Genomic DNA, 21,856 nt, shown 5'->3' with positions numbered 1-21,856 from the left:
GATCGAACGTGCCCTCGACGGTACGAAACACCCATTACGTCGATGTGACCCCGGCCGCTCGTGGGCGGTAACGCTCGTCACACACGCGCTGGAGCGGCGCTGTGAGGATCAGCAGGGTCACGCATGCGCCAGGGGGCGGGCTGATGTCGGCGTACAGCAACGACGGCTTGCCGACGCGCGTCGCCCTCCGGCCCGTGGTCGGCTCGCTGACTTCGTCGGTGACGAAGACAACCTTGGCTCCGACCGCGCGGGCCCGCTGTTTCACGAGGAGCGCGCCCGCCGCCGTCAGGAAGCCGACTTCACGGTCTTCATCGTGAAGTGCGAGGTGACGTTCTTGATGCGCGGGATGGTCATGACGTGCGTGCTGAGGAAAGCCTCGTAGGCGGCCAGGTCGGCGACCGCCACGCGCACGAAGTAGTCCGGGCTGCCGAACAGCCGGCGCAGCTCCCGGACCTCCTCGGCCTCCGCCAGGGTCGACTCGAAGCGCTCGACGGTCCCCGCGTCCTGGGCGTCGAGGGTGAGGTCGATCAGGACCTCGAAGGAACGGCCCACGGAGGCCGGGTCGACCACGGCCCGGTAGCCGCGGATGACACCGTCGGCCTCCAGCCGCTGCACACGCCGCAGACACGGCCCGGTGGTGAGCCCGACCCGCTGCGCCAGCTCGACGTTGGTCAGCCGTCCGTCCTGCTCCAGCTCGGCAATGATTGCCCGGTCTGTGGCATCCATGGCAAGAAGACTGCACCAGGCACTGTCCCGCAAGCAACATCTGCAACCACATGGCGCGGGTTTCACGGGACCATGGAGGGATGCAACAAGGACACCTGACGGCGTACCCCCGCGGAAGCGGACCGCGTCGTCGGCACTGCGGCGCAACCCGAACGCCTCTGAACGCGGCACGGCAGACATCGTCTGCCGCGCCGTTCGCATGACGGCGTGCGAGTCCGTGCGGTGCCGTCCTGACGGGAGGCGCTCATTCCCGGTCGGCCCTGCGCAATACCTCGACGGTGTGATCCGATCTGTTCGAGTGCCCCCTGGCGCCCACCGGCCAGCCGCCCGTTGCCCTCCCCCGACCACTGGAACATATGTCCACGATCTGCCTCCTCGTCACCCGTTACGGGGCGCAATGGGGACCGTTCTTAGAGCACGTGTACTCATCGCCCACCCTTCTGGAGTTGTCGTGAATCCCGTGCCCGTACCCGTGAACGGCCCCGCCGCGTTCGAACAGCACCGGGCGGTCGGCCTGTCCCCACGCCCGTTCGGACGCGGTGTTGACGCTGTCGCCCGCGGTGTCCGCCGCTCATCACGACCGGATACGAGGTGGGGGGCATGACGCAGGAAACGGAGCTGCGGACCGCCTCGCCCGAAGAGGTGTCCGAGTCGGAGCGGCTGTTGTTCGGGGGCGAGCTGGCGTACGACATCGGCTGGTACCGGCACCAGGGGGCATGGCTGGGCCTGGACTTGTGGGCGATGGCCCGCACGCTGCCGAAACTGATCGGCACCGCGGTGCGGCTGGCTCACCAGGCCGACGCGCGGGCGCTGCGCAGGGTCTGGATCTCGGAGGTGGGACGGGGCGTCGTGCAGGCCGTCGGGCTGGTGGCGGTCAACTCGGTCCTGGGGCATCTGCTCGCCGACGGGACGTCGACCGAGCGGCTGTCGAGGGCGGTGCCCGCGCTGGTGGTGGTGGCGGTTGCCGCGTTGCTCGGGTCGCTGCTGCGGTCGGCTTCGACGGCGGCCACAGGGGCTCTGGAGCCGAAGGTGCAGAGGGTGGCGACCGAGCGGTACCTGTCGCTGGTCGCCCGGGTGGAACTGTCCGCGATCGAGGACGACGACTTCCACCGGCTGCTGGACTCCGCCGGATACGGCGCCGATTCGGCCCGGCGGATGGTCAAGTACTGCACGGCGGTGCTCAATTCGCTCATCTCTCTGGTGGCAGCAGCCGGTGTGCTGACCGTCCTGCACCCCCTGCTGCTGCCGCTGCTGGTGGCGATGACGCTGCCGAGCGCCTGGAGTTCGCTGACGATCGCCAAGATGCGCTACATCTCCTTCCACCAGTTCGTGCAGCACGCACGGGCCGGCCAGTTGCTCGGCCGGCTGCTGATCGACCAGCAGGCCGCCGCCGAGGTTCGTGTTCACGACGTCGGCCCGTTCCTGCTGGCCCACTTCCGGGGCATGGCCGAGACCAGCGAGCGGGAGCAGACCCGGCTGGCCCGCGCGGCCGCCCGCAAGGGGCTGATCGCGGACGGTGCCACCGGCCTCGCCACGATCGTCACCTACGGCGTGCTGGGGGTTCTGCTGTGGTCCGGCAGCATGGAACTGTCCGTGGCAGGCACCGCGGTCCTGGCCATCCGCACCGGTTCCGCCAGCCTTGACCAGCTCGTGCTGCAGATCACCGACCTTCATCAAGAGGCCCTGTTCGTCGCCGACTTCGAGACGCTGTGCCAGGAAGCGGTCAAGCGCGCCATTCCCAGCACAGGCCTCGACCTGCCCGAACGTGTCGACGAGATCCGCTTCGAGAAGGTCACGTTCACCTATCCCGGCAGCACCCAGCCGGATCCGTCCCTGCGCGAGGTGGACGTCACCATCCCGGCAGGGAAGATCATCGCCTTGGTCGGGAGCAACGGGAGCGGGAAGTCGACACTGGTCAAGCTGCTGAGCGGGCTCTACCGTCCGGATCCCGGCGGCGGCCGGATCCTGTGGGACGGGGTCGATGCGGCCGAGGCGGACCGGTCGCAGATCTTCGGGCGCGTGGCCATGGTCGCGCAGGACTTCTACCGCTGGCCGTTCACCGCGCGGGTCAACATCGGCATCGGCCGCTCCCGCGAACCGCTCGACGACGTGGGCATCGAAGCCGCCGCCACCTACGCCGGCGCGGACCAGGTCCTCGAAAAGCTGCCGCGCGGCCTGAGCACACTGCTGGCCCGCGGCTACCGGGGCGGGCACCAGATCTCCGGCGGCCAGTGGCAGCGTCTGGGCATCGCCCGCGCCCGCTATCGCAACGCCGAGGTGCTGATCGTGGACGAGCCCACCAGCGCGCTGGACGCGGTCGCCGAACAGCGGGTGTTCGACCAGATCCGCGACCTCGCCGGCGAGGGCCAGACGATCATCCTGATCACGCACCGGCTCCACTCCGTGCACCACGCCGACCTGATCTACGTCCTTGACCAGGGGCGGGTGGTCGAAGCCGGTACCTTCGACGAGCTCATGCACCCACGCACCGGCACCGGGGCGTTCCGCGACGCCTACCTGCTCCAGTCCCGCGCCTACCAGCACACCGTCCCCGCCCAGAACGACGGGGCCATGGACGACGAGCGGGCCGGAGGACTCAGGTGAGCCCCGGGGCGGAGGAGCGAGATCGGCCGGACCTGACGCCGGTCCGGCGGGCATGCCGCAGGGCGGACGGCTCAGCGGTGGCTCGGTGCAGCCGGGTCATTGCGCTGCCGGCGACGGCCGACGGGGGCGGTGGGAGAGCAACCGGACGCCGATCGGATCGGTTGCCGCCCCACCGCCGCCCGGCCTGCCGGGACACCGGATCGGACGGTGCGCCGGGGTCAGACCACCGGGGCCGGGTAGGTCGGGTACTCCACGCCGGAGACGTGCTGGACGACGCGGATGACCTGGCAGGAGTAACCGAACTCGTTGTCGTACCACAGGTACAGGATCGCGTTGTCGCCGTCGACCTTGGTGGCACCGGCGTCCACGATGGAGGCGTGGCGCGAGCCGACGAAGTCCATGGAGACGGCGTCGGGGGCGGTGGTGAAGTCGATCTGGCGCTTCAGCGGCGAGTGCAGCGAGACGTCGCGGAGGTAGTCGAGGACCTCCTCGCGGGTGGTCTCGCGGCCCAGCCGCAGGCTGAGGATGGCGATCGAGACGTCCGGGACGGGGACGCGGATCGAGCTGCCGGTGATCGGGGCCTTGAGGTCCGGCAGCGCCTTGGCGACGGCGGAGGCGGCACCGGTCTCGGTGATCACCATGTTGAGCGGCGCGGAGCGGCCGCGGCGGTCGGCCTTGTGGTAGTTGTCCAGCAGGTTCTGGTCGTTGGTGAACGAGTGGACGGTCTCCACGTGACCGCGCAGCACACCGTACTCGTCGTCCATGGCCTTCAGCGGCGGGACGATGGCGTTGGTGGTGCAGGAGGCGCAGGACAGGATGCGCTCGTCCGGCTTGATCATGTCGTGGTTGACACCGTGGACGATGTTCGGGACGTCGCCCTTGCCCGGGGCGGTCAGAACGACCTTGTCGATGCCGGGGCGCAGGTGCTTGGAGAGGCCCTCACGGTCGCGCCACTTGCCGGTGTTGTCGATGAGGATGGCGTCCTTGATGCCGTACGCCGTGTAGTCGACCTCGGAGGGGTCGTTGGCGTAGATCACGCGGATCGCGTTGCCGTTGGCGATGATCGTGCTGTTCGCCTCGTCGACCGTGATCGTGCCCTGGAACTGGCCGTGGATGGAGTCGCGGCGCAGCAGCGAGGCGCGCTTGACCAGGTCGGCCTCGCCGCCCCCGCGGACGACGATGGCGCGCAGGCGCAGGCCGTTGCCGGAGCCGGCCTTCTCGATGAGCAGGCGGGCGACGAGGCGGCCGATGCGGCCGAAGCCGTACAGGACGACGTCGCGGCCCTCGCCGCGCTCGATCTTGTTGGCGCCGGTGGCGCCGGCGACGGCCTCGGCGGTGAACGCCTCCACCGACAGTCCGCGGTCGTCGGTCCTGTACGTCGCGGCGAGCATGCCGATGTCGATCTGGGAAGGTCCGAGATCGAGCGCGGTGAGCGCCTGCAGGAACGGCAGCGTCTCGGTGACCGAGAGTTCCTCACCGGCGATCTGCCGGGCGAATCGGTGGGTCTTGAGGATGCTGACCACCGACTTGTTCACCAAGGAGCGGCTGTGCAGCAGGACCGTGACGTCCCGCTCCCGGTGCAGCTTCCCGATGATGGGGATCATCGACTCCGCGATCTCCTCGCGGTTTTTCCAATTGGTGAACGAGTCGTCATTGACAGTCACAGGTTTATCTTTCGAGCTAGGCGGCGCTCACATGCTAACCCGCTGCCAATTTGATCATTCAAGCGGTGCCACCTGAGCGGGGTGCCGCGATCGGGTCCATAGCCACAAAAGCAGTGAAATGGGCCGGGACCGGAGGGCTGTCGTCCGGTCCTGCACCATGCGGAACGGGCTGCCCGACAGATCATGCGGTGGCAGCGGCCGGCGCGGGAAGCCGTTGGATCACCACCACGGCGGCGTCGTCCCCCAGATAGCCGCCGACGTGGTCCACGAGGTCCGCACACAGGTGCCGCAGGAACGTCTGCGGGTCTTCGCCCCGCCAGGCGGCAACGCGTTCGGCCAGGGGGTAGAACTCGCCGTGCGCGTCGCGGGCTTCGACGACGCCGTCGGTGTAGAGCACGAGAGTGTCACCGGCCGTGAAGCCGAAGGTGTCCGCGACGTACGACGGCTCCCCGAAGGCGGCGAGGCCCAGCGGAAGGGATGGACTGCTCGCCTCCAGCAGGACGACCTCGCTTTCGCGCAGGACCAGGGGCGGCGGATGCCCGCAGCTGATCAGATGCAGCACCGGCTCCGCGTCGGGGACGTCGAGTACGGCCGCGGTCGTGAATGCTTCGCCCACGCCCTCCTGTTCCGCCCCGCCGGCGGTGGGATCGTCGAGCTCCGAGGTGACGGTCCCCTCCAGATAGGCGACCAGCATCGGCAGCTCGGCCTGGCGGTGCGCGGCCGCCCGGAAGGCGCCCAGGAGCAGCGCGGCGTCACCGATGGCCGGCAGCCCCTTGCCGCGGACGTCCCCGATCATGAACCGGGTGCCGCGATCGGTGCGTACGGCCGCGTACAGGTCACCGCCGATCTGGGCCTCGGCCTCGGCCGCCAGGTAGACGGAGGCGATCCTCAGCGGCCCTACCTGCTGCGGCAGAGGCCGCAGAACCACCGCCTGGGTGGCTTCGGCGACCGTGCGCAGCTGCGTCAGCTCCTTCTCGTGCCGCTCCCTGAGATACGAGAAGAAGGTCACGATCGCCGAGATCAAGATCAGTGCGGTGATCTGGAACAGATGGTTCAAGTCAATGAGGGTGGTACGCACAATCGCGACGACGGCCTGAGCCAGGACGGCGACCGCGCCGACGAAAGCGGTGATCCTGGGCCCGGCGAACGACGCCGCGATCGCAGGGGCCGCGACCAGGAACGGTCCCAGGTGCACATCGGGCGGAGCCAGCACGTCGACGACCGTGACGATGACGATCAACGCGAGCGGCACCACGAGCAGCGCATGGCTCGGCAGCCATGACCATCGCTGGTCCTCGCGCAGGCTCCGAGGGTCCATCCCCCCTGGATACACCAGCCGGGCCCGGTGATCGTGCAGCCATGCGGGGCCGCCTCGGCCGGACGCCGGGCGGGCGGGTGAGGAAGGCCGTTGCCGGCGGCCCGGTCCCGGAAGGCGCAAAGAGCGGCCGGGCCGCGGGTCACCCCCGGCGAGAGCACCGCCGTCGCGCGGCACATCCCGGCAATTGGGCTTCCGTATGGACGAGTTGGCCGCCGCGGCCGTCACGGCGCCGGCCGGACGATCACCCCTTGACCATCGCGACGATGCACATCTAGCGTCGCGGTAGAAGGTGACGCACTCGTGCGGGCCCGCGAGGAAACACGCGGGCCGGGTCGAGTGCGGACAACACGGGGGGAAGACCAATGAACGACCGTCGGAGCCGGTATTGGCCGGCTGCCGGAAGGTCCGTGCCGCATCGGCGCCGGCACGGTGACCACAGCCAGGTACGAGCGGGCTGTCCGCGTGGTTGTCCGCGGGAAGCGGCTCCTCACGCATGTACCGCGGCTCAGGGCTGAAGCGTGGTCGATATCGACGAAGTGGGACTGCTCCGCCGCATGGTGGAGATTCCTTCGGTCACCGGTGACGAGGACGCCCTCGCCGACTGTCTCGTCGGCGAGTTGCAGGAGTTAGGTTTCCGGGCCCGTCGCGACGACGTCGGCAATGCGGTCGGTGAGATCGGAGACCCTGATGGGCCGCTCATCCTGCTGCTCGGCCACCTCGACACGGTCCCGGGCGACCTGCCCGTCCACGAACGCGACGGCAAGCTGTACGGCCGCGGGACGGTCGACGCCAAGGGCCCGCTCGCGACGATGGTGTGGGCGGCTCGCCGTGCCGCCGCCCATGGCCAGGCCCGTCTCATGGTGGTCGGCGCGGTCGGCGAGGAGGGCTCCTCGCCGGGTGCACACCATCTGAGCCGTGCGATTCGGCCGGACGCGGTCGTCATCGGTGAACCCAGTGGCGTCAGCAATGTGGTGCTCGGCTACAAGGGCATCATCCGTTTCGCCGTCGACGTGTCGCGCGCCGGATCGCATACGAGTTCGCCGGGCCCCAGGGCCGTCGAGGTCGCCGCCGGTTACTGGTCGGCCGTCGGTCAGCGGCTCGGTGCGGAAGGCGCATCACACGGTGCTCCGCAGGGGCCTTTTCAGGCCGGCACCTCGGGCTCGGCCTTCAACAGGCCGATCCCCGCGCTCGTGGGTCTCAACGGCGACCCGCTGCACGCCCGCGTCGAGATCTCCTGCCGGGTACCGCTCGGCTTCGACCGGGACGGATTTCTGACCTGGCTCCGCGAGCTGGTGACTCCCGACCGGCTCACCGTCGTCGAGAGCCTTCCGGCCGTCCGGTCGCCCCGGACCGATGTCGTGGTCGGCGCGCTGCGTGCGGGTATCCGGCGGCACGCCGGAGCGCCCACGGAGAAGGTGAAGCTCGGCACCTCCGACATGAACGTCGTCGGCCCGGTGTGGAACGTGCCGATGGCCGCCTACGGGCCGGGCGACTCCAGGCTGGACCACACCGACGAGGAGCATCTGGATCTGGGCGAGTACCTGACCGCGATCGACGTCCTGACCACCGGCGTCGAGGAACTGGCCGCCGCGCTGGCCGGCGGCCGGCGGCCGCGTGCCGCCGCTCACCGGCACGGCCACGCCCCGGAGACGCTCAGGTGAACCAGAACGGCAGTGGGGCGGAGCTGCCCCCGCGACTGGCCGTGGTCGCTTCCCGTGTCGCTTTCGAGGAGAAACGTCTCCTCGACGAGCTGGACCGCCGCCGTGTCCCGTACGACGTCCTGGACCCGCGCACGGCCGTGTTCCGTCTCGACCGGCCGCGGACGGCCTGGTCGACGGCCGTCGTGCGCGAGGTGTCGCACCACCGCGGTCTGACGGCGGCGCGCGTCCTCGAACACCTGGGTGTGGCCACGGTCAACAGCGCCGAGGCGATCGCGGTGTGCGGCGACAAGCTGCGGACCACCCTCGCGTTGCAGGCGGCCGGCCTGCCCGTCCCACGATGTGCGGTCACGCTGACCCCCGAGGCGGCGGTCGACGCTCTCGACGACTTCGGCTATCCGGCGGTGGTCAAGCCACTGACCGGTTCCTGGGGGCGGATGGTCGCCCGGCTGAGCGACCGTGACTCGGCGGAGGCGGTGCTCGAGCTCCGGGCGGCGCTGCCCGACCCGCAGCAGCGCATCACCTATCTGCAGGAGTACGTCGACAAGCCGGGGCGTGACATCCGCGGGCTGGTGTTCGGTACCGAGGTCGCCGGTGCGGTGTACCGGACGTCCTCGTCGTGGCGTACGAACACGGCGCGCGACGCGCGTACCCTGCCCTGCCCGCTGTCCCCGGAGCTCGAGGGCCTGCTGTCGGCCGCCGCCGCCGCGATCGGCCCCGGAGTCTACGGAATCGACGTCCTGGAGGACCGCGACGGGCGGCTCCTCGTCAACGAGATCAACCACACACCGCAGTTCCGTGGCGCCGCCGAAGTGCTCGACACCGACCTGGCCGGCCGCTACGCGGACTACCTCGTACAGCAACTGGTGAGGAGCTGATGGTCATGCCACGGCTGGCAATGTTCGGCGGCCCCCGGACCGTTGACGCCGGCGCCCGTACCTCCGACGCCGCGGCCTGGCCGATCGTCACCGAGGCCGAGCGCGAAGCGGTGCTGGGCGTGCTCGACAGCGGCCGGTTCACCTCCGTCGAAAAGGGTGAGGTGCAGCTCCTCGAACAGGAGTGGGCCGGCTTCACGGGTGTCCGGCACTGCGCCGCCGTCTCGTCCGGGACCGCGGCGATCGAGCTGGCACTGGCCGCCACCGGTCTGGAGCCCGGTGCCGAAGTCCTTGTTCCCGCGCTGTCGTTCATCGCCACCGCGGCCGCCCCGGTGATGCGGGGACTCGTACCCGCTTTCGTCGATGTGGACCCGGTCACCTACACCATGGACCCGGCCTCCGCGGCGCTCGCGATCACCCCGCGGACGCAGGCGATCCTCGCGGTGCACCTGCACGGGCTGCCGTGCGACATGACCGAGCTGCGTGGCCTCGCCGACCGTCATGGCCTCGTCCTCATCGAGGACGCCGCCCAGGCGCACGGCGCGTCCTATCGCGGGCGGCGCACGGGCGCGCTCGGTCATGTGGCGGCGTTCAGTCTCAACGCGTCCAAGAACCTGCCCACCAGTGGCGAGGGCGGTCTGCTCACCACCGATGACGAGGACATCCATGAACGTGTGGTGCTGCGCCGCCAGTTCGGCGAGGACCTGTCGGGCCGCGGCGATCGTGCCTACGTCTCGCAGGTGATCGCCGGGAACGCCAAGCTCAGCAGCGTTCAGGCCGCTTTCACACGGTGTCAGCTCGCCCGGCTGGAGGAGCGGCACGAGGAACGCGACCGCACCGTACGCCGCTTCCTCGGCCGGCTGGCCGCGCTCGACGGGCTCGTGACGCCGCACTGCCCGGCCGACCGTACGCACGCCTGGTTCCAGTTGCGGCTGCGCTTCGACCCCGTACGGATGGGATGCCCGGATGTGGCCCCCGGCGCCCTGCGGACGATGCTGCAGCGCGCGCTGCGGGCGGAGGGAGTGCCGGTGCGGCCGTACCAGTCGCTGCCGCTGCCCGCCCAGCCGGCGCTGCGCGCGGCGGCGCCGCAAGGAGCGGCGTACCGCCCGGAGGACCACCCGGTCACCCTGGCGGTGATCGAGGACTCGTTGACGATGCAGCGATGGCACCTCAACCCGGCCTCGGGACCGCTGCTCGACAGCTGCGCGGACGCATTCGAGAAGGTGTGGGAGCAGCGCGGACTGCTGGTGCCGCCGGCCCGGACGATGGCGTACCGGCCACTGTGGCAGCAGGCCGGTCAGGCCGTGGCGCGAACATGACCGGCGTGGACATGACTGATGCGGCAATGACTGGTGCGGACATGCCTGGTGCGGCAATGACTGGCGTGCCGGTCAGCACCGAGGAGCTGGCGGAGCGCGCCTACCGGGCCCGCCGTTCGGTGCTCGCGATGGGCGCGACCGAGCACGGCACACATGTCGGCGGCAGCCTGTCGGCCGTGGACATCCTGACGGTGCTCTACGGGGCCGTGCTGCGGGTCCGGCCGGACCAGCCGCAGTGGACCGGCCGGGACTGGTTCGTCCTCAGCAAGGGCCATGCGAGCGCCGCGCTGTACGCGGTGCTCGCCGAGCACGGCTACTTTCCGACCGAGGAGTGCCACAGCTACGGACAGCGCGGCAGCCGGCTGGCCGGCCATCCGATGCGCCGACTGCCCGGGGTGGAGTTCCCGACGGGTTCACTCGGCCACGGGCTGTCGCTCGCCTGCGGCGTGGCGCTGGCCGCCGACCGCGCCGGCCGCGGCAACCGGGCGTTCGTCCTGCTCGGCGACGGTGAACTTCAGGAGGGCTCGAACTGGGAGGCCGTCATGTCGGCGGCCCAACTGGGTCTGGACAACCTGACGGCCGTCGTCGACCGCAACGGCTGGCAGATCAGCGGCCGCACCGAGGACTGCGTCGCGCTGGAGCCGCTGGCCGACCGCTGGCGCAGCTTCGGCTGGTCCGTTCTCGACGTGGACGGCCACGATCTCGACGCGCTGCGGGCGGCGTTCGGTTCGCTGCCGGCCGCACCGGGACGGCCGACCGTCGTCATCGCCCGAACCACGAAAGGCCGCGGGGTGCCGATCTTCGAGGACCGCAAGGCGAGCCATTACGTCCGGCTCTCGCCGCGACTGTACGAACGGGCGGAAGCAGGGCTGCGAGCACGGCACAGGAACCAGCGATGACCGGGGCCGCGGCGGCGAGGGCCGCAGCAGCGGGTACGGGAGCTACGGGTAGCGATCCGGGCGCGGCAGCCACGGGTGCGGGCGAGCAGGCGCCGGTGCTCACGGACACCTGGGCGGCGCAGTACACCGGCGCGACCCGGGACGTCTACCGCCGTACGCTGCTGGAGCTGGCCCGCGCCGACGACCGTATCTTCTGCGTCGACACCGACATGGGCGGGTTCGAGGACGGCTTCGCTGCCGAACTGCCCGGCCAGTACGTCAACGTCGGCATCGCCGAGGCGAACCTGCTCGGGACGTCCGCCGGGCTCGCCGCCGCGGGGATGATTCCGTTCGCCAACACGATGAGCACCTTCGCCACCACCCGGGCCTGCGAGCAGCTGAAGCTCGACGTGGCGGGCAACAACCTGCCGGTCAGGGTGGTCGCCACGCACGGCGGGCTGTCCGCCGGGCACTACGGCCCGTCCCACCACGCCCTGGAGGATCTGGCCATCGCCCGGACGATGCCGCATCTGACGGTCGTCGTGCCGGCCGACGCCGCCGAGACGGACCTGGCCGTGCGAGCCGCCGCCCACCACCCGGGGCCGGTGTACATCCGGCTCGGCCGCACCGAGACGCCGCAGGTGTATCGCGAGCCGTACGACTTCCGTATCGGCACCGCGGCGGAACTGGCCGCGGGCGACGACGTGACCCTCATCGCGACGGGACCGCTGCCGGTCCACCTCGCACTCGCCGCCCGGGACCGGCTCGCGGCTTCGGGAGTGGCGGCCCGGGTGCTGAACATGCACACGGTCAAGCCGCTCGACGAGGCGGCGGTGCTGCGCGCGGCACGCGAAACCGCCGGCATCGTCACGGTCGAGGACCACGTCGTCGTGGGCGGCCTCGGCGGCGCGGTGAGCGAGGTGGTGACCGCCGATCACCCGTGCCGGGTGCGCCGGGTCGGGGTCGCGGAGAGCCGTGTCGAGACCGTCGGCAGCGAGCGGGAGCTGCTGGAGGACTCCGGCGTCACGGTGGAACGCATCGTGGCGGAGGCGCTGACCCTGGTCGATCCCCGTACCACCCATCACACCGACCACACGCACCACAACGACCACACCGACACAAGGAGAGTCTGACCATGCCCACGACCACGGCCCTGTGCCCCAGCTGTGAAGGCGGCGTCGCGCTCGACGCCGCGCCCCGGCAGAACGAGATCGTCGAGTGCCCCGAGTGCCGCAGCGAGCTGGAGATCCTCAGCGTGGAGCCGGTCCTGCTGGCGCTGGCGCCGGAGGTGGAAGAGGACTGGGGTGAGTGACGCGGACGGCCGTGTCCTGCGGGCGGGAGTCGTCGGCGCGAGCGGATACATCGGAGGGGAGCTGTGCCGGCTGCTGCTCGGCCACCCCTTCCTCGATCTGGTCGCGCCGGTCTCCCGCGGTCTGGCGGGGAAGCGGGTGGACGGTGCGCACCCCAACCTGCGGGGTCTGACCGACCTGACGTTCGTCGGCTGGGACGACGCGCCCCGGTGCGACGTGCTGTTCCTGGCGACCCCGCACCGCGAGACGATGCACATGATGGCGCAGTGGAAGGACCGGGCCGATTGCCTGGTCGACCTCAGCGCCGATTTCCGGCTGCGCGACCCGGAGGTGTACGAGCGGTACTACGGTGCCGCGCACACCGCCCCCGGGCTGCTGCCGGACTTCGTCACCGGACTGCCGGAGCGGCATCGCAAGGAACTAGCGGACGCCGACCGCATCAGTGTCCCCGGCTGCATGGCCACCGCGGCGATTCTCGCCCTGTATCCGCTGGCGGCGGCCGGCCTGGTCGACGCGCGCGTGACGGTCGACGGCCGGATCGGGTCCAGCGGCTCGGGCTCCGGCGCGGGGCGGATGAATCTGCACGCGGAACGCAGCGGCGCCATGCGGGTGTTCGCACCCGCCGGACACCGGCACGAGGCGGAGGTGGCGCAGGCCACCGGCCTGAGCGTGAGCATGAGCGCGACCGGGGTGGAGGCGGTGCGCGGCGCACAGGTCCTGTGCCGTGCCTCGCTGGTCACAGAAGTGCGCGAGCCGGATCTGCGCCGGGTGTACCGCGACTGCTACGGCACCGAACCCTTCGTGCGGGTCGTCGCTCAGCGCAGGGGGCTGTACCGGCTGCCCGAGCCGAAGATGCTCAGCGGCTCGAACTTCTGCGACGTCGGTTTCGCCCTCGACGAGGACAACGGGCAGGTGGTTGCCGTGGCGGCGCTGGACAACCTGATGAAGGGTGCGGCCGGTAACGCGGTGCAGTGCGTCAACATCCGCCAGGGCTGGCCGGAGCGGCTGGGTCTGGAGTTCGCCGGACTGCACCCGCTGTGAGCACCGACGAGTCCGGCCCGGAGCCGGGGATCCTGGTGGTCAAGTGCGGGGGCAGCGGCGCCGTGGACGTGTCCCGGCTCTGCGCGGACGTCGCCCGGCTGACCGCGGCGGGCGGGAAGGTGGTGCTGGTCCACGGCGGGTCCGCGGAGATGGAGCGGCTCGCGGGGCAGCTCGGCGTGCGGCTGCGGCACCTCACCGCACCCGACGGTGTGGTGACCCGCTACACCGACACGGCGACCCTTGATGTGCTGACGCTGGCGCTGGCGGGCCGGGTCAAGCCCGCTCTGGTCGCCGCCCTGGCCCGGCACGGCGTCCTCGGGGTGGGGCTCACCGGCCTCGACGCGGGGCTGCTGCGAGCCCGCCGCCGGGCCGCCGTGCGCGCCGTCGTGGAGGGGCGGCTCACCGTTGTACGCGACGACCGCGGCGGCCGCATCGTCGACGTCAACGCCGGGCTGCTGCACGGCCTTCTCGCCGCGGGCATGGTCCCCGTCGTGTCGCCCCCGGCGCTCGCCGAGGACGGAGAGCCGGTCAACACCAACGCCGACCGCGCCGCGGCCGCCGTCGCGGTCGCGCTCCGGGCCCGCAGTCTGGTCTTCCTGACCGGTGCGCCCGGCGTGCTCCGCGACCCCGCCGATCCGGCGAGCGTGCTCGACACGTACCGTCTGCCGCCGGCGGGTGCCGCGGCGCCGGCCTGGGTGACGGACGGCATGACCATCAAGCTCGTCGCGGCCCGCGAGGCGCTCGCCGGCGGTGTGGCGCAGGTGCGGATCACGGACGGCCTCTCGGCGAGTGCGCCGGGGACCACGTCCGACGGAGGTCCGGGCACCCGCGTGACACTGCCCGAACCTCCGCCACCGGCTCAGTCCGCCTGAGCGCTGTCCGGGGCCAGCCGGAGCGCTCCGGCCTCCCGCCACAACGAGGCGGGTGCGCCCCATCGGGTCGCCTCGATGGCTGCGGCCCGGTAGTGCCGTTGGACCGGGGAGTCCCGGGTGATGCCGGCCGCGCCGTGGACGTGCACCGCGTGAGCGGTGACCCGCAGGGCGAGTTCCGCCGCGTACGCGAGCGACTGTGTGGCGCCGAGCGCCGCGTCCCGGCCGTCGGCCCGGCCCGCCTGGTGCACCAGGAGTCGCACCGCCTCGAGGTGCGCGAACTGCTCGGCCAGGGGGAAGGCGACTGCCTGGTTCTCACCGATGCCGCGCCCGAACTGCTGCCGGGTCGCCGCCCGGGCGACCGCGAGCCGATGCGCGCCGGCCGCGAGCCCCAGCAGGTAGGCGGCCTGCCGGAGGCGAGCGCGTACGAGCAGAGGTGCGGGTACGCCGTCCGTGGCGTGCAGCGGCCCGGACAGTGTGAGCGCCGTGGCGCCCGTCAGGAACAGGCGGCGCACCCCGTCGCGCCGGGTGGTCCGGATGGTGATGCCGGGGTCGTCCGCGGCGACCGCGGCGAACACGGCCGTTCCGTCACGGCCGGCCGGAACGAGGTGGAAGCCCGGGTCCGGCAGTGGGTCCGGCAGCGCGCATTCCCCGGTGAGCCGGAGCCCGTCGGACGCCGCTGCCGCGGTCACGCCGGCGCCGGCGGCCTGACTCACGGTGACCTTTCCGGCAGCGACCGCGGCGAGCAGGTCGCTTCTGAGGGGTGCCCCGTGCCCGCTGCCGTCCACGCCTGCTCCGGCCGACATGACGAGGTCGGCGAACAGCGTGTTCGTCCGGTACGCGTCGGGGGCGGCCCAACGCCCCAGTTCTTCGCAGACCGGTACCGCGTCGGCGGGTCCGAACTCCAGCCCGCCGGCCTCGGCCGGCAGTTCCAGCGCGAAGAGCTCCAGGCCGGCGAGACAGGCATGTACGTCGGCGGGATCGATCTCCCCCGTGGAACCGGCCACCTGTTCGAGCCCGGCGCGCACGGCCAGGGCCATGTCACGCTGTACGTCGTCGATTTCGAGCCGCATGTCAGACCACCGCCGGGCGGCCGGGAGCCGACGGCTCACCGGCGAGCAGGAAACCGGCGAGAGTCTGCAGCATCATCTCCGATGTGCCGCCGGAGAGGGTCAGGCCCGGCGCCTCCCGATAGGCGCTGTCGAGCAGCGCCGCCAGTTCCGGCGGCGCGTCGAATCCGTGGCGCACCGCGGCCCAGCGGGCGATCGCCGCCGCCTGTTCGCTCGCGTACCACTTCGCTGCCGACGTCCGGACTTCGTCGTACCGGTCGGCGTCGGCCGCCCCGACGCAGCGCCAGGCCAGCAGGCGTGCCGCCGTGGCGGCGGCCCCGTGCCGTCCGACTTCCGCCAGCCAGTCGGCGCCGGGTCCGGGTTCCGGCGCGGCGTCCGCGCCGGTGAGTCCCGAGCAGCCGGCCCGGTACCAGCGTTCGGCGCGCAGGGCGAAGTCGAATCCCGTGCGTTCCAGCGGCAGTGCCTCGGCCAGCGCCGCCCAGCCGTTGCCGATGCCACCGACGACATCGGCGTCGGTGACGAGGACACCGTCCAGCTCGACCCGGTGGAACTGCTCGTCGGCCATGGTGTCCAGGCGTTCGACGTGGACCCCCGGTGCACGCATGTCGAGCAGGAACAGCGTGATGCCTTCGTACCGCGACACCTCCGTGGAGGTACGCGCCGCACAGAGTCCGAAGTCGGTGATGCCGCTCTTGAGGTTGAAGATCTTGACGCCGTCGATACGGAAGCCGCCGTCGACCGCGACCGCCCGGGTGGTCAGGGCACTCAGGTCCGAACCGACGCCGGGCTCGGTGTAGAGAACGCTAGCGAAGCCCCGGCCGTTGGCCAGCAACGGCAGAACGCGCTGCTTCTGTTCCTCGCTGCCGGTGAGCAGGATCAGATTTCCCACGGTCTGAATACCGTTGACGTACAGCGTGTCGGGCACTCCGGCCCGCATCATCTCCTCCACGGCGATGGCGGCGTGCACGGTGCTGCGTCCCTGTCCGCCATAACCGCGGGGCCAGTCGACACCGAGCAGTCCCCGCTCGCCGAGCAGCCGGTACAACTCCCGTTCGTCCGGCTCCCGTTCGTCACTGCGATGCAACCGTGCCAGTTCGGCGACGAGTTCCGCGGATTCCAGTTCGGTATGGACCCGGTCGCGGAACTCCCATTCATCGGCGGAATGGCCGAATTCCATATGTCCCCCCGTATTCAGAGCCTTCCGGTTCCCTGCGAGCGCGCTCCGCCGAAGCCTAGTGCACCGGTTCGAAAGTCACCGTCCAGTTCGATCTCGGCTGCTACGGTGATCGAATGTCCCGACCCAACAGGAGGGCGCAGTGACGGCAGGCGCCGCACCGGTCGACACCGAAGCAGCCGGCTCGGCCGGCCGGGACCGGGCACCGCTGTCCGATGCGCAGAAGCGGCAATGGATCGCCGAGCGGTGCCTGTCCGGTCCCGCGGACAACGTCGTTCTGGCGTGGCGGATATGCGGCCGACCCGACCCTACGGCGCTGCGCGCGGCGCTGACGGCACTGGTGCGGCGCCACCCGGCGCTGCGGACCCGCTTCAGCTCCGACGAGGTCGTGCCACGGCAGTCGACGGCGACTACGGATGACTACGAACTGACCCTGGCCACCGATGAACCGCAGGGCCGCGACGGGACGACGGCTCCGGACGTCGTGGACGCCGTGGACGCCGTGACGCGTCAGCCGTTCGATCTCCGCCGCGGTCCGCTCCTGCGCGCCATCGTGACGAGAAACGTGACCGAACACGGCACCGACGAGCATCTTCTGACGGTCGCGGTGCCCCGGATCGTCTGCGATCCCCACTCCGCCGGACTCCTGTCTGCCGAGCTCACCGCGCTGTACCGGTCGGCCGTCACCGGCACGCCGCAGTCCGCGGCGTCACCCCCGGCGATCCCTGTGCAGCAGCCCCCACCCGCCGACCAGGACGACCAGGACGAGCAACTCGCTTACTGGCAGGCCAGGTTGAGGGATCTGCCCGCCGGGGCCGAGCTGCCCAGCGACCGGCTCCGGCCGCCGGTGCACACCCAGCGCGGCCGCACCGTCGTCGTCGCCGTTCCCCGCCGGCCCGTGCGGGAGCTGTGCACACGGACCGCCGACGGTACGACGCCGTTCACGGTCTTCGCTGCCGCGCTCGCCGCACTTCTCGCGCGGTACTCGCGCTCGCGTGACGTCGTGTTCGCCACGCAGACGCCGGGCGCCAGGCCCGCCGGGGCCGAGCAGGTGGTCGGGTACCTGTCCAATCTGCTGGTGCTGCGGATCGACGGGTCCGGCACGCCCTCGCTGCGGGCACTGGTCGACCGGGTACGCGAGGCCACCCGGGCCGCGGTCGACCACGGCGGTCTGCCGTTCCAGCGGCTCGTCGGGGCCGTCGCACCTGATCGGGACCTGAGCCGGCATCCGATCGCGCAGGTCGCACTTGACGTTTGGCCGAGGACGGCACCGGCCGGGGACGGGCACCGGGGGCGGGACGAGCAGGAGGCGCGGGACTGCCTGCGGCCGGCCGTCGCCGCGCAGCCGCGTTCCGTGTTCGATGTGGCGGTCACCGTCGTCGACAGCGGCGACGACAGCGACGACGACGCGTACCCCGTAGCCTTCACCTGCAACGCCGACCTGTTCAGCGCGGACGCGGCGGAGCGCATGGCGGGCCACTTCCAGCGACTGCTCGTCCACGCGCTCGCCCACCCACACCGGCCGCTGTCCGGACTGGACATGCTCGGCGAGGCGGAGCGGCAGGAGGTCGTCGAGGCCGTCAACCGGACGGCGGACACACCGGCGGCGACGGTGGTCGGCCTCTTCGCCCGGCAGGTGACCGCCTCCCCCGGCGCCACGGCCCTGTGGAGCCCGCCATATGAGCGGTCGTACGCCGAACTCGACGGCGAGGCCAACCGGTTGGCGAACCGCATCGTCGCCCTCGGCATCCGCCCGGACGACCGGGTCGCGGTGCTGCTGCCGCGCGGGCCGGAGCAGGTCGTGGCGCTGCTGGCGGTGCTCAAGGCAGGCGGTGCGTACGTACCGGTCGATCCGGCCCTTCCCCCGCAGCGGATCGCGTTCGTCCACCGCGACAGCTCGGTACGTCTGCTGGTGACCGATCAGGAGCTGTCCGGCCGGTATCCCGTCGATGTGGAGCGACTGCTCATCGACGTGCCGCCGCCCGGCGCCGAACGGCAGTCGTCGGATCCGCCGGCGGTCGACATCGCGCCGGACCATCTCGCGTACGTCATCTACACATCGGGCTCCACGGGCGTCCCCAAAGGGGTCGCGGTCACCCACCGTTGCGTCGTACGGCTCGTGTGCGGTCTCGACCAGGTCGAGGCCGGCCCACGGGACACCCTGCTGATGCTCGCCCCCACCGCGTTCGACGCGTCCACGTTCGAGATGTGGAACGCGCTCTGCAACGGAGCCCGGCTGGCCGTCCATCCGCCCGGGCCCGTCGGTCCACGCGAGCTGGGCGCGGAACTGGACCGGCTGGGCGTGACCGTACTGTGGCTGACCGCCCAGCTGGCGAATCTGGTCGCGGACGTCCACCCACAGGCCCTGGCGTCGGTGCACACCCTGGTGGTGGGCGGCGAGGCGCTGTCGGTCCCGCATCTGCGCACCCTGCTGGAGGCGGTTCCCGGGCTGCGGATCGTCAACGGCTACGGGCCGACCGAGACCACGACCTTCGCCACCACACATCCGGTCGCCCTGGACCAGCTCGACACGGGGGTCCCGGTTCCGGTGGGCCGGCCCATCGGCGGCACCCGTGCCTACGTCGTGGACCCCAACGGCGATCCGGTGCCGGTGGGTGTCCTCGGCGAGCTGCTCATCGGCGGGGCCGGTGTGGCCCGGGGCTACCTGGGGAGGCCGGCGCTGACCGCGGAACGGTTCGTGCCCGACCCGTTCGGGCCGCCGGGCGGCCGGCTGTACCGAACCGGAGATCTGGCCCGCCGGCTTCCCGACGGCACCATCGAGTTCGCCGGCCGCATCGACGATCAGGTCAAACTGCGTGGCTTCCGTATCGAACCAGGTGAGGTCCGGGCGGCGCTGGTGGGGCATCCGGGCGTGCGCGACGCGTTCGTGACCGTCCGGGGCAGCGGAATGACGGCCGGACTCGTGGCGTACGTGGTGGCGGACTGTGTGGACGGTGCGGCGCTGCGCGCCCATCTGCGGGAGCGGCTGCCCGAACCGCTGGTCCCAGGGGCGTTCGTGTCGCTGGACCGGCTGCCGCTGACCGGCAACGGGAAGGTCGACCGGCGGGCGCTGCCGGACCCCGTACGCCGACGCGACGCCACGTCGGGCGACCGGGCTCCCCGCACCGGGTGGGAGACCGCGGTCAGCGACGTCTGGACCACCGTCCTCGGCCGGTCGCCGGCCGGCGTGACCGACGACTTCTTCGCCCTCGGCGGCACGTCCCTCGACACCCTCCATGTGGCCGCCGCGCTCGCCGAGCGGTGCGGTGCCGAGGTGCCGCCGCTGATGCTGTTCCAGCACCGTACGGTGGCGGAGCTCGCAGCGGCGCTGGCGGCGGCGGACACGGTCAGCGCATCGGGCCCCCGGTGACGTACAACATGTGGCCGGAGATGAAGCCGGAGTCCTCCCCGACCAGGAACGCGACGGCGTTCGCCACATCGGCCGGCCGGCCCACCCGCTGCACCGGTGTCTGCGCGGCCACCATGCGCTGGAGCTTCTCGAAGTCCACGCCCATGCGCGCGGCCGTTCCGGCGGTCATGTCGGTGACGATGTATCCGGGGGCCACGGCGTTCACCGTCACCCCGTGCGATCCCAGTTCGATCGCGAGCGTCCGGGTCAGACCGTCGATCCCGGCCTTCGCGGCCGAGTAGTTCGCCTGGTCGCGGTTGCCCAGCGCGGAGGAGCTGGACAGGTTGACGATGCGGCCCCACCGCTGCGCGACGAGATGGGGCCGGATCGCCTGGCACATCAGGAACGCGCCGCGGAGGTTCACGTCGATGACGGTGTTCCAGTCGTCGAGTGTCAGGTCCTGCAGCGGCCGGTCCCTGATGACGCCGGCGTTGTTGACGAGGATCACCGGGGGACCGAGTTCGGCGGCCACGGCGGCCAGCGCGGCGCCGGCCTGATCGGGATCGCCGACGTCGGCGACGACGTGGACGGCGGTGCCACCGGCCGCACGGATACGGTCGGCGGTGTCCGCCGCGGTGTCCTCGTCGATGTCGAGGACACCGACGGCCGCACCGTCGGCGGCCAGCCGGAGGGCGGTGGCGGCACCGATGCCGCGTCCGGCGCCGGTGACGACTGCTACACGTGAGGACGTCATCGGCTCGTCGACTCCATCCGCAGACGCAGGCTCAGCGGGCGCATGTCGGTCCAGACCTCGTCGATGTGGGCCAGGCACTCGTCCTTCGATCCGCGCATACCGGTCTCCCGCCATCCGGCCGGGATCTCGCGGTCCGCCGACCAGATCGAGTACTGCTCCTCGTCGTTGACGACGACGGTGTACGACGACATGTGGATCCTCTCAGTGGTGGAGGTGGTGAGAAGTGGAGGTGCCTGCAGACTCGGCCTAGGGCGTGTTTTAGAACTAGCGCCGTCCGCCCGTAGGGCGGGGCTCGCGGCGTCTGGTGCGTGCAATCGCAAAGCGGAGGATCATCCTCGTACTGGACGTACTTGGATGACTCCGACAACGCAGCGAGTGTGCGTGCCAGGCGTCGCGAGCCAGGCGGGAGTTCTAAAACACGGCCTAGTCCCCGTCCGCCAGGACGTCCTGGACGATGCGGGCGACCTCGTCGCCCTGCTCCGCCAGGTAGAAGTGGTTTCCGGGCAGGCGATGCGACACGCATCGCCCTGTGGTGAGGGCGGCCCAGCCGCTGGGATCCCGCCCGTCCAGCGAGTCGTCGTCCGCCCCGTTCACTGCCGTGATCGGCGCCTGCACCGGCGGCCCTGCGGCGATACCGGTCATGACCAGCTGGAGGTCGGCCCGCATGACGGGAATCACCAGCTCCCTCAGTTCGGGGTGCTTCAGCAGCATCTGATGGCTCGGTGAGCCGGCGGCGCCGAGGGCTTCCATGACGGTCTCGTCGGAGACGTCGGTCGGGAAGGCGGCCGTCGGCCGCTGGGCCGGACCGGCGTGGCCGGAGACGAAGACATGGGCGACCGGGGTGCCCGCCGCCTCCAGCGCGCGGCACAGATTGATGGCCAGCACGGCGCCCATGCTGTGCCCGAACAGCGCGATGCGCCGGAAGCCGGACCGCTCGACGACGCCGGCCAGCGCGGTGATCAGCGTCGGCTGATCCGTGAACGGCGGTTCGAAGAGCCGGGTTTCCCGGCCCGGGAGCTGTACGGGGACCACGTCGATGCCCGTGTCGGCGTCGACGTCGATGCCCGCGTCGGCGCCCGCATCGGCCTCGACCGCGGCCAGCCAGGTGCGGTAGCTCGATGCGTTGCCGGCGCTGTGCGGCAGGCACAGCATCTGGGTCCCGCGCCACGACCGCCCGAGTCCGCCGAGGAACCAGCGGTCCACGTCGTCGGATACACCGGTCTTCTCGACGCCGGCGCTCATCCTCC

The 21,856-nt window shown here is 71.4% G+C and carries 18 protein-coding genes; 10 read left to right on the top strand and 8 right to left on the bottom strand.

Translation table 11 applies throughout. From position 1 onward, the window contains the following. Nucleotides 1–285: 285 nt before the first annotated feature. Complete coding sequence (locus tag ACZ6ZQ_RS19285) at nt 286–726, bottom strand: Lrp/AsnC family transcriptional regulator (protein WP_469769704.1); 441 nt, start codon at nt 724–726, stop codon at nt 286–288. Between the two features lie 600 nt (nt 727–1,326). On the opposite strand from ACZ6ZQ_RS19285, the gene ACZ6ZQ_RS19280 reads away from it, so the two are divergent. Beyond that, on the top strand, nt 1,327–3,330 hold the full coding sequence (locus ACZ6ZQ_RS19280; RefSeq protein ID WP_469769703.1) for an ABC transporter ATP-binding protein: 2,004 nt from the start codon (nt 1,327–1,329) through the stop codon (nt 3,328–3,330). A gap of 218 nt (nt 3,331–3,548) precedes the next feature. On the opposite strand, the gene ACZ6ZQ_RS19275 is transcribed toward ACZ6ZQ_RS19280, so the two are convergent. Then, nucleotides 3,549–4,994 carry a glyceraldehyde-3-phosphate dehydrogenase gene (locus ACZ6ZQ_RS19275; RefSeq protein WP_469769702.1) on the bottom strand — a complete coding sequence of 482 codons (1,446 nt, stop codon included), beginning with the start codon at nt 4,992–4,994 and terminating at the stop codon, nt 3,549–3,551. Between the two features lie 181 nt (nt 4,995–5,175). Next, complete coding sequence (locus ACZ6ZQ_RS19270) at nt 5,176–6,312, bottom strand: PP2C family protein-serine/threonine phosphatase (protein WP_469769701.1); 1,137 nt, start codon at nt 6,310–6,312, stop codon at nt 5,176–5,178. 518 nt (nt 6,313–6,830) lie between these two features. Between ACZ6ZQ_RS19270 and ACZ6ZQ_RS19265 the strand changes: the two genes are divergently transcribed. The 8 genes from ACZ6ZQ_RS19265 to ACZ6ZQ_RS19230 are packed head-to-tail and all read left to right on the top strand — an operon-like array spanning nt 6,831 to nt 14,265. Then, on the top strand, nt 6,831–7,973 hold the full coding sequence (locus tag ACZ6ZQ_RS19265) for a M20/M25/M40 family metallo-hydrolase (protein WP_469769700.1): 1,143 nt from the start codon (nt 6,831–6,833) through the stop codon (nt 7,971–7,973). Beyond that, nucleotides 7,970–8,848, top strand: coding sequence for a lysine biosynthesis protein LysX (gene lysX, locus ACZ6ZQ_RS19260; protein ID WP_469769699.1), 879 nt, complete (start codon nt 7,970–7,972; stop codon nt 8,846–8,848). The genes ACZ6ZQ_RS19265 and lysX overlap by 4 nt, the downstream gene beginning before the upstream one ends. A 5-nt stretch (nt 8,849–8,853) precedes the next feature. Then, nucleotides 8,854–10,164 carry a DegT/DnrJ/EryC1/StrS family aminotransferase gene (locus tag ACZ6ZQ_RS19255; protein WP_469769698.1) on the top strand — a complete coding sequence of 437 codons (1,311 nt, stop codon included), beginning with the start codon at nt 8,854–8,856 and terminating at the stop codon, nt 10,162–10,164. Between the two features lie 56 nt (nt 10,165–10,220). Then, nucleotides 10,221–11,063: a transketolase gene (locus ACZ6ZQ_RS19250; RefSeq protein ID WP_469769697.1), complete on the top strand. Its 843-nt coding sequence runs from the start codon at nt 10,221–10,223 to the stop codon at nt 11,061–11,063. After that, on the top strand, nt 11,060–12,175 hold the full coding sequence (locus tag ACZ6ZQ_RS19245) for a transketolase family protein (protein WP_469769696.1): 1,116 nt from the start codon (nt 11,060–11,062) through the stop codon (nt 12,173–12,175). Before ACZ6ZQ_RS19250 ends, ACZ6ZQ_RS19245 begins: the two co-directional genes overlap by 4 nt. Nucleotides 12,176–12,177: 2 nt before the next feature. Then, nucleotides 12,178–12,354, top strand: a complete 177-nt coding sequence (locus tag ACZ6ZQ_RS19240; RefSeq protein ID WP_469769695.1) for a lysine biosynthesis protein LysW — start codon at nt 12,178–12,180, stop codon at nt 12,352–12,354. Beyond that, nucleotides 12,347–13,393, top strand: coding sequence for an N-acetyl-gamma-glutamyl-phosphate reductase (gene argC, locus ACZ6ZQ_RS19235; protein ID WP_469769694.1), 1,047 nt, complete (start codon nt 12,347–12,349; stop codon nt 13,391–13,393). The genes ACZ6ZQ_RS19240 and argC overlap by 8 nt, the downstream gene beginning before the upstream one ends. After that, nucleotides 13,390–14,265, top strand: a complete 876-nt coding sequence (locus tag ACZ6ZQ_RS19230) for a [LysW]-aminoadipate kinase (RefSeq protein ID WP_469769693.1) — start codon at nt 13,390–13,392, stop codon at nt 14,263–14,265. The genes argC and ACZ6ZQ_RS19230 overlap by 4 nt, the downstream gene beginning before the upstream one ends. Here the strand turns inward: ACZ6ZQ_RS19230 and ACZ6ZQ_RS19225 are convergent. Both ACZ6ZQ_RS19225 and ACZ6ZQ_RS19220 read right to left on the bottom strand, forming a co-directional pair. Then, nucleotides 14,253–15,335 carry an acyl-CoA dehydrogenase family protein gene (locus ACZ6ZQ_RS19225; RefSeq protein WP_469769692.1) on the bottom strand — a complete coding sequence of 361 codons (1,083 nt, stop codon included), beginning with the start codon at nt 15,333–15,335 and terminating at the stop codon, nt 14,253–14,255. The genes ACZ6ZQ_RS19230 and ACZ6ZQ_RS19225 overlap by 13 nt on opposite strands. 1 nt (nt 15,336) lies before the next feature. Then, complete coding sequence (locus ACZ6ZQ_RS19220) at nt 15,337–16,509, bottom strand: acyl-CoA dehydrogenase family protein (protein WP_469769691.1); 1,173 nt, start codon at nt 16,507–16,509, stop codon at nt 15,337–15,339. A gap of 139 nt (nt 16,510–16,648) precedes the next feature. Here ACZ6ZQ_RS19220 and ACZ6ZQ_RS19215 point away from each other — a divergent pair, with 139 nt between their 5' ends. Further along, nucleotides 16,649–19,876 carry a non-ribosomal peptide synthetase gene (locus ACZ6ZQ_RS19215; protein WP_469769690.1) on the top strand — a complete coding sequence of 1,076 codons (3,228 nt, stop codon included), beginning with the start codon at nt 16,649–16,651 and terminating at the stop codon, nt 19,874–19,876. Here the strand turns inward: ACZ6ZQ_RS19215 and ACZ6ZQ_RS19210 are convergent. The 3 genes from ACZ6ZQ_RS19210 to ACZ6ZQ_RS19200 all read right to left on the bottom strand — a co-directional run bounded on the left by ACZ6ZQ_RS19210 (nt 19,854) and on the right by ACZ6ZQ_RS19200 (nt 21,851). Next, the gene (locus tag ACZ6ZQ_RS19210) at nt 19,854–20,609 is read right to left on the bottom strand and encodes an SDR family NAD(P)-dependent oxidoreductase (protein ID WP_469769689.1); all 756 of its coding nucleotides are present in this window, start codon (nt 20,607–20,609) and stop codon (nt 19,854–19,856) included. The two genes, ACZ6ZQ_RS19215 and ACZ6ZQ_RS19210, sit on opposite strands and share 23 nt — an antisense overlap. After that, nucleotides 20,606–20,800, bottom strand: a complete 195-nt coding sequence (locus ACZ6ZQ_RS19205; RefSeq protein ID WP_469769688.1) for an MbtH family protein — start codon at nt 20,798–20,800, stop codon at nt 20,606–20,608. Before ACZ6ZQ_RS19205 ends, ACZ6ZQ_RS19210 begins: the two co-directional genes overlap by 4 nt. A 232-nt stretch (nt 20,801–21,032) precedes the next feature. Next, entirely contained in the window at nt 21,033–21,851 is an 819-nt protein-coding gene (locus tag ACZ6ZQ_RS19200; protein WP_469769687.1) for a thioesterase II family protein, read from the bottom strand. Between the last annotated feature and the right edge of the window lie 5 nt (nt 21,852–21,856).

This window comes from Streptomyces sp. NPDC053673, from assembly GCF_055585225.1.
The sequence above is the reverse complement of the archived record's forward strand: the minus strand, read 5'-3'. Positions and strand labels throughout refer to the sequence as shown.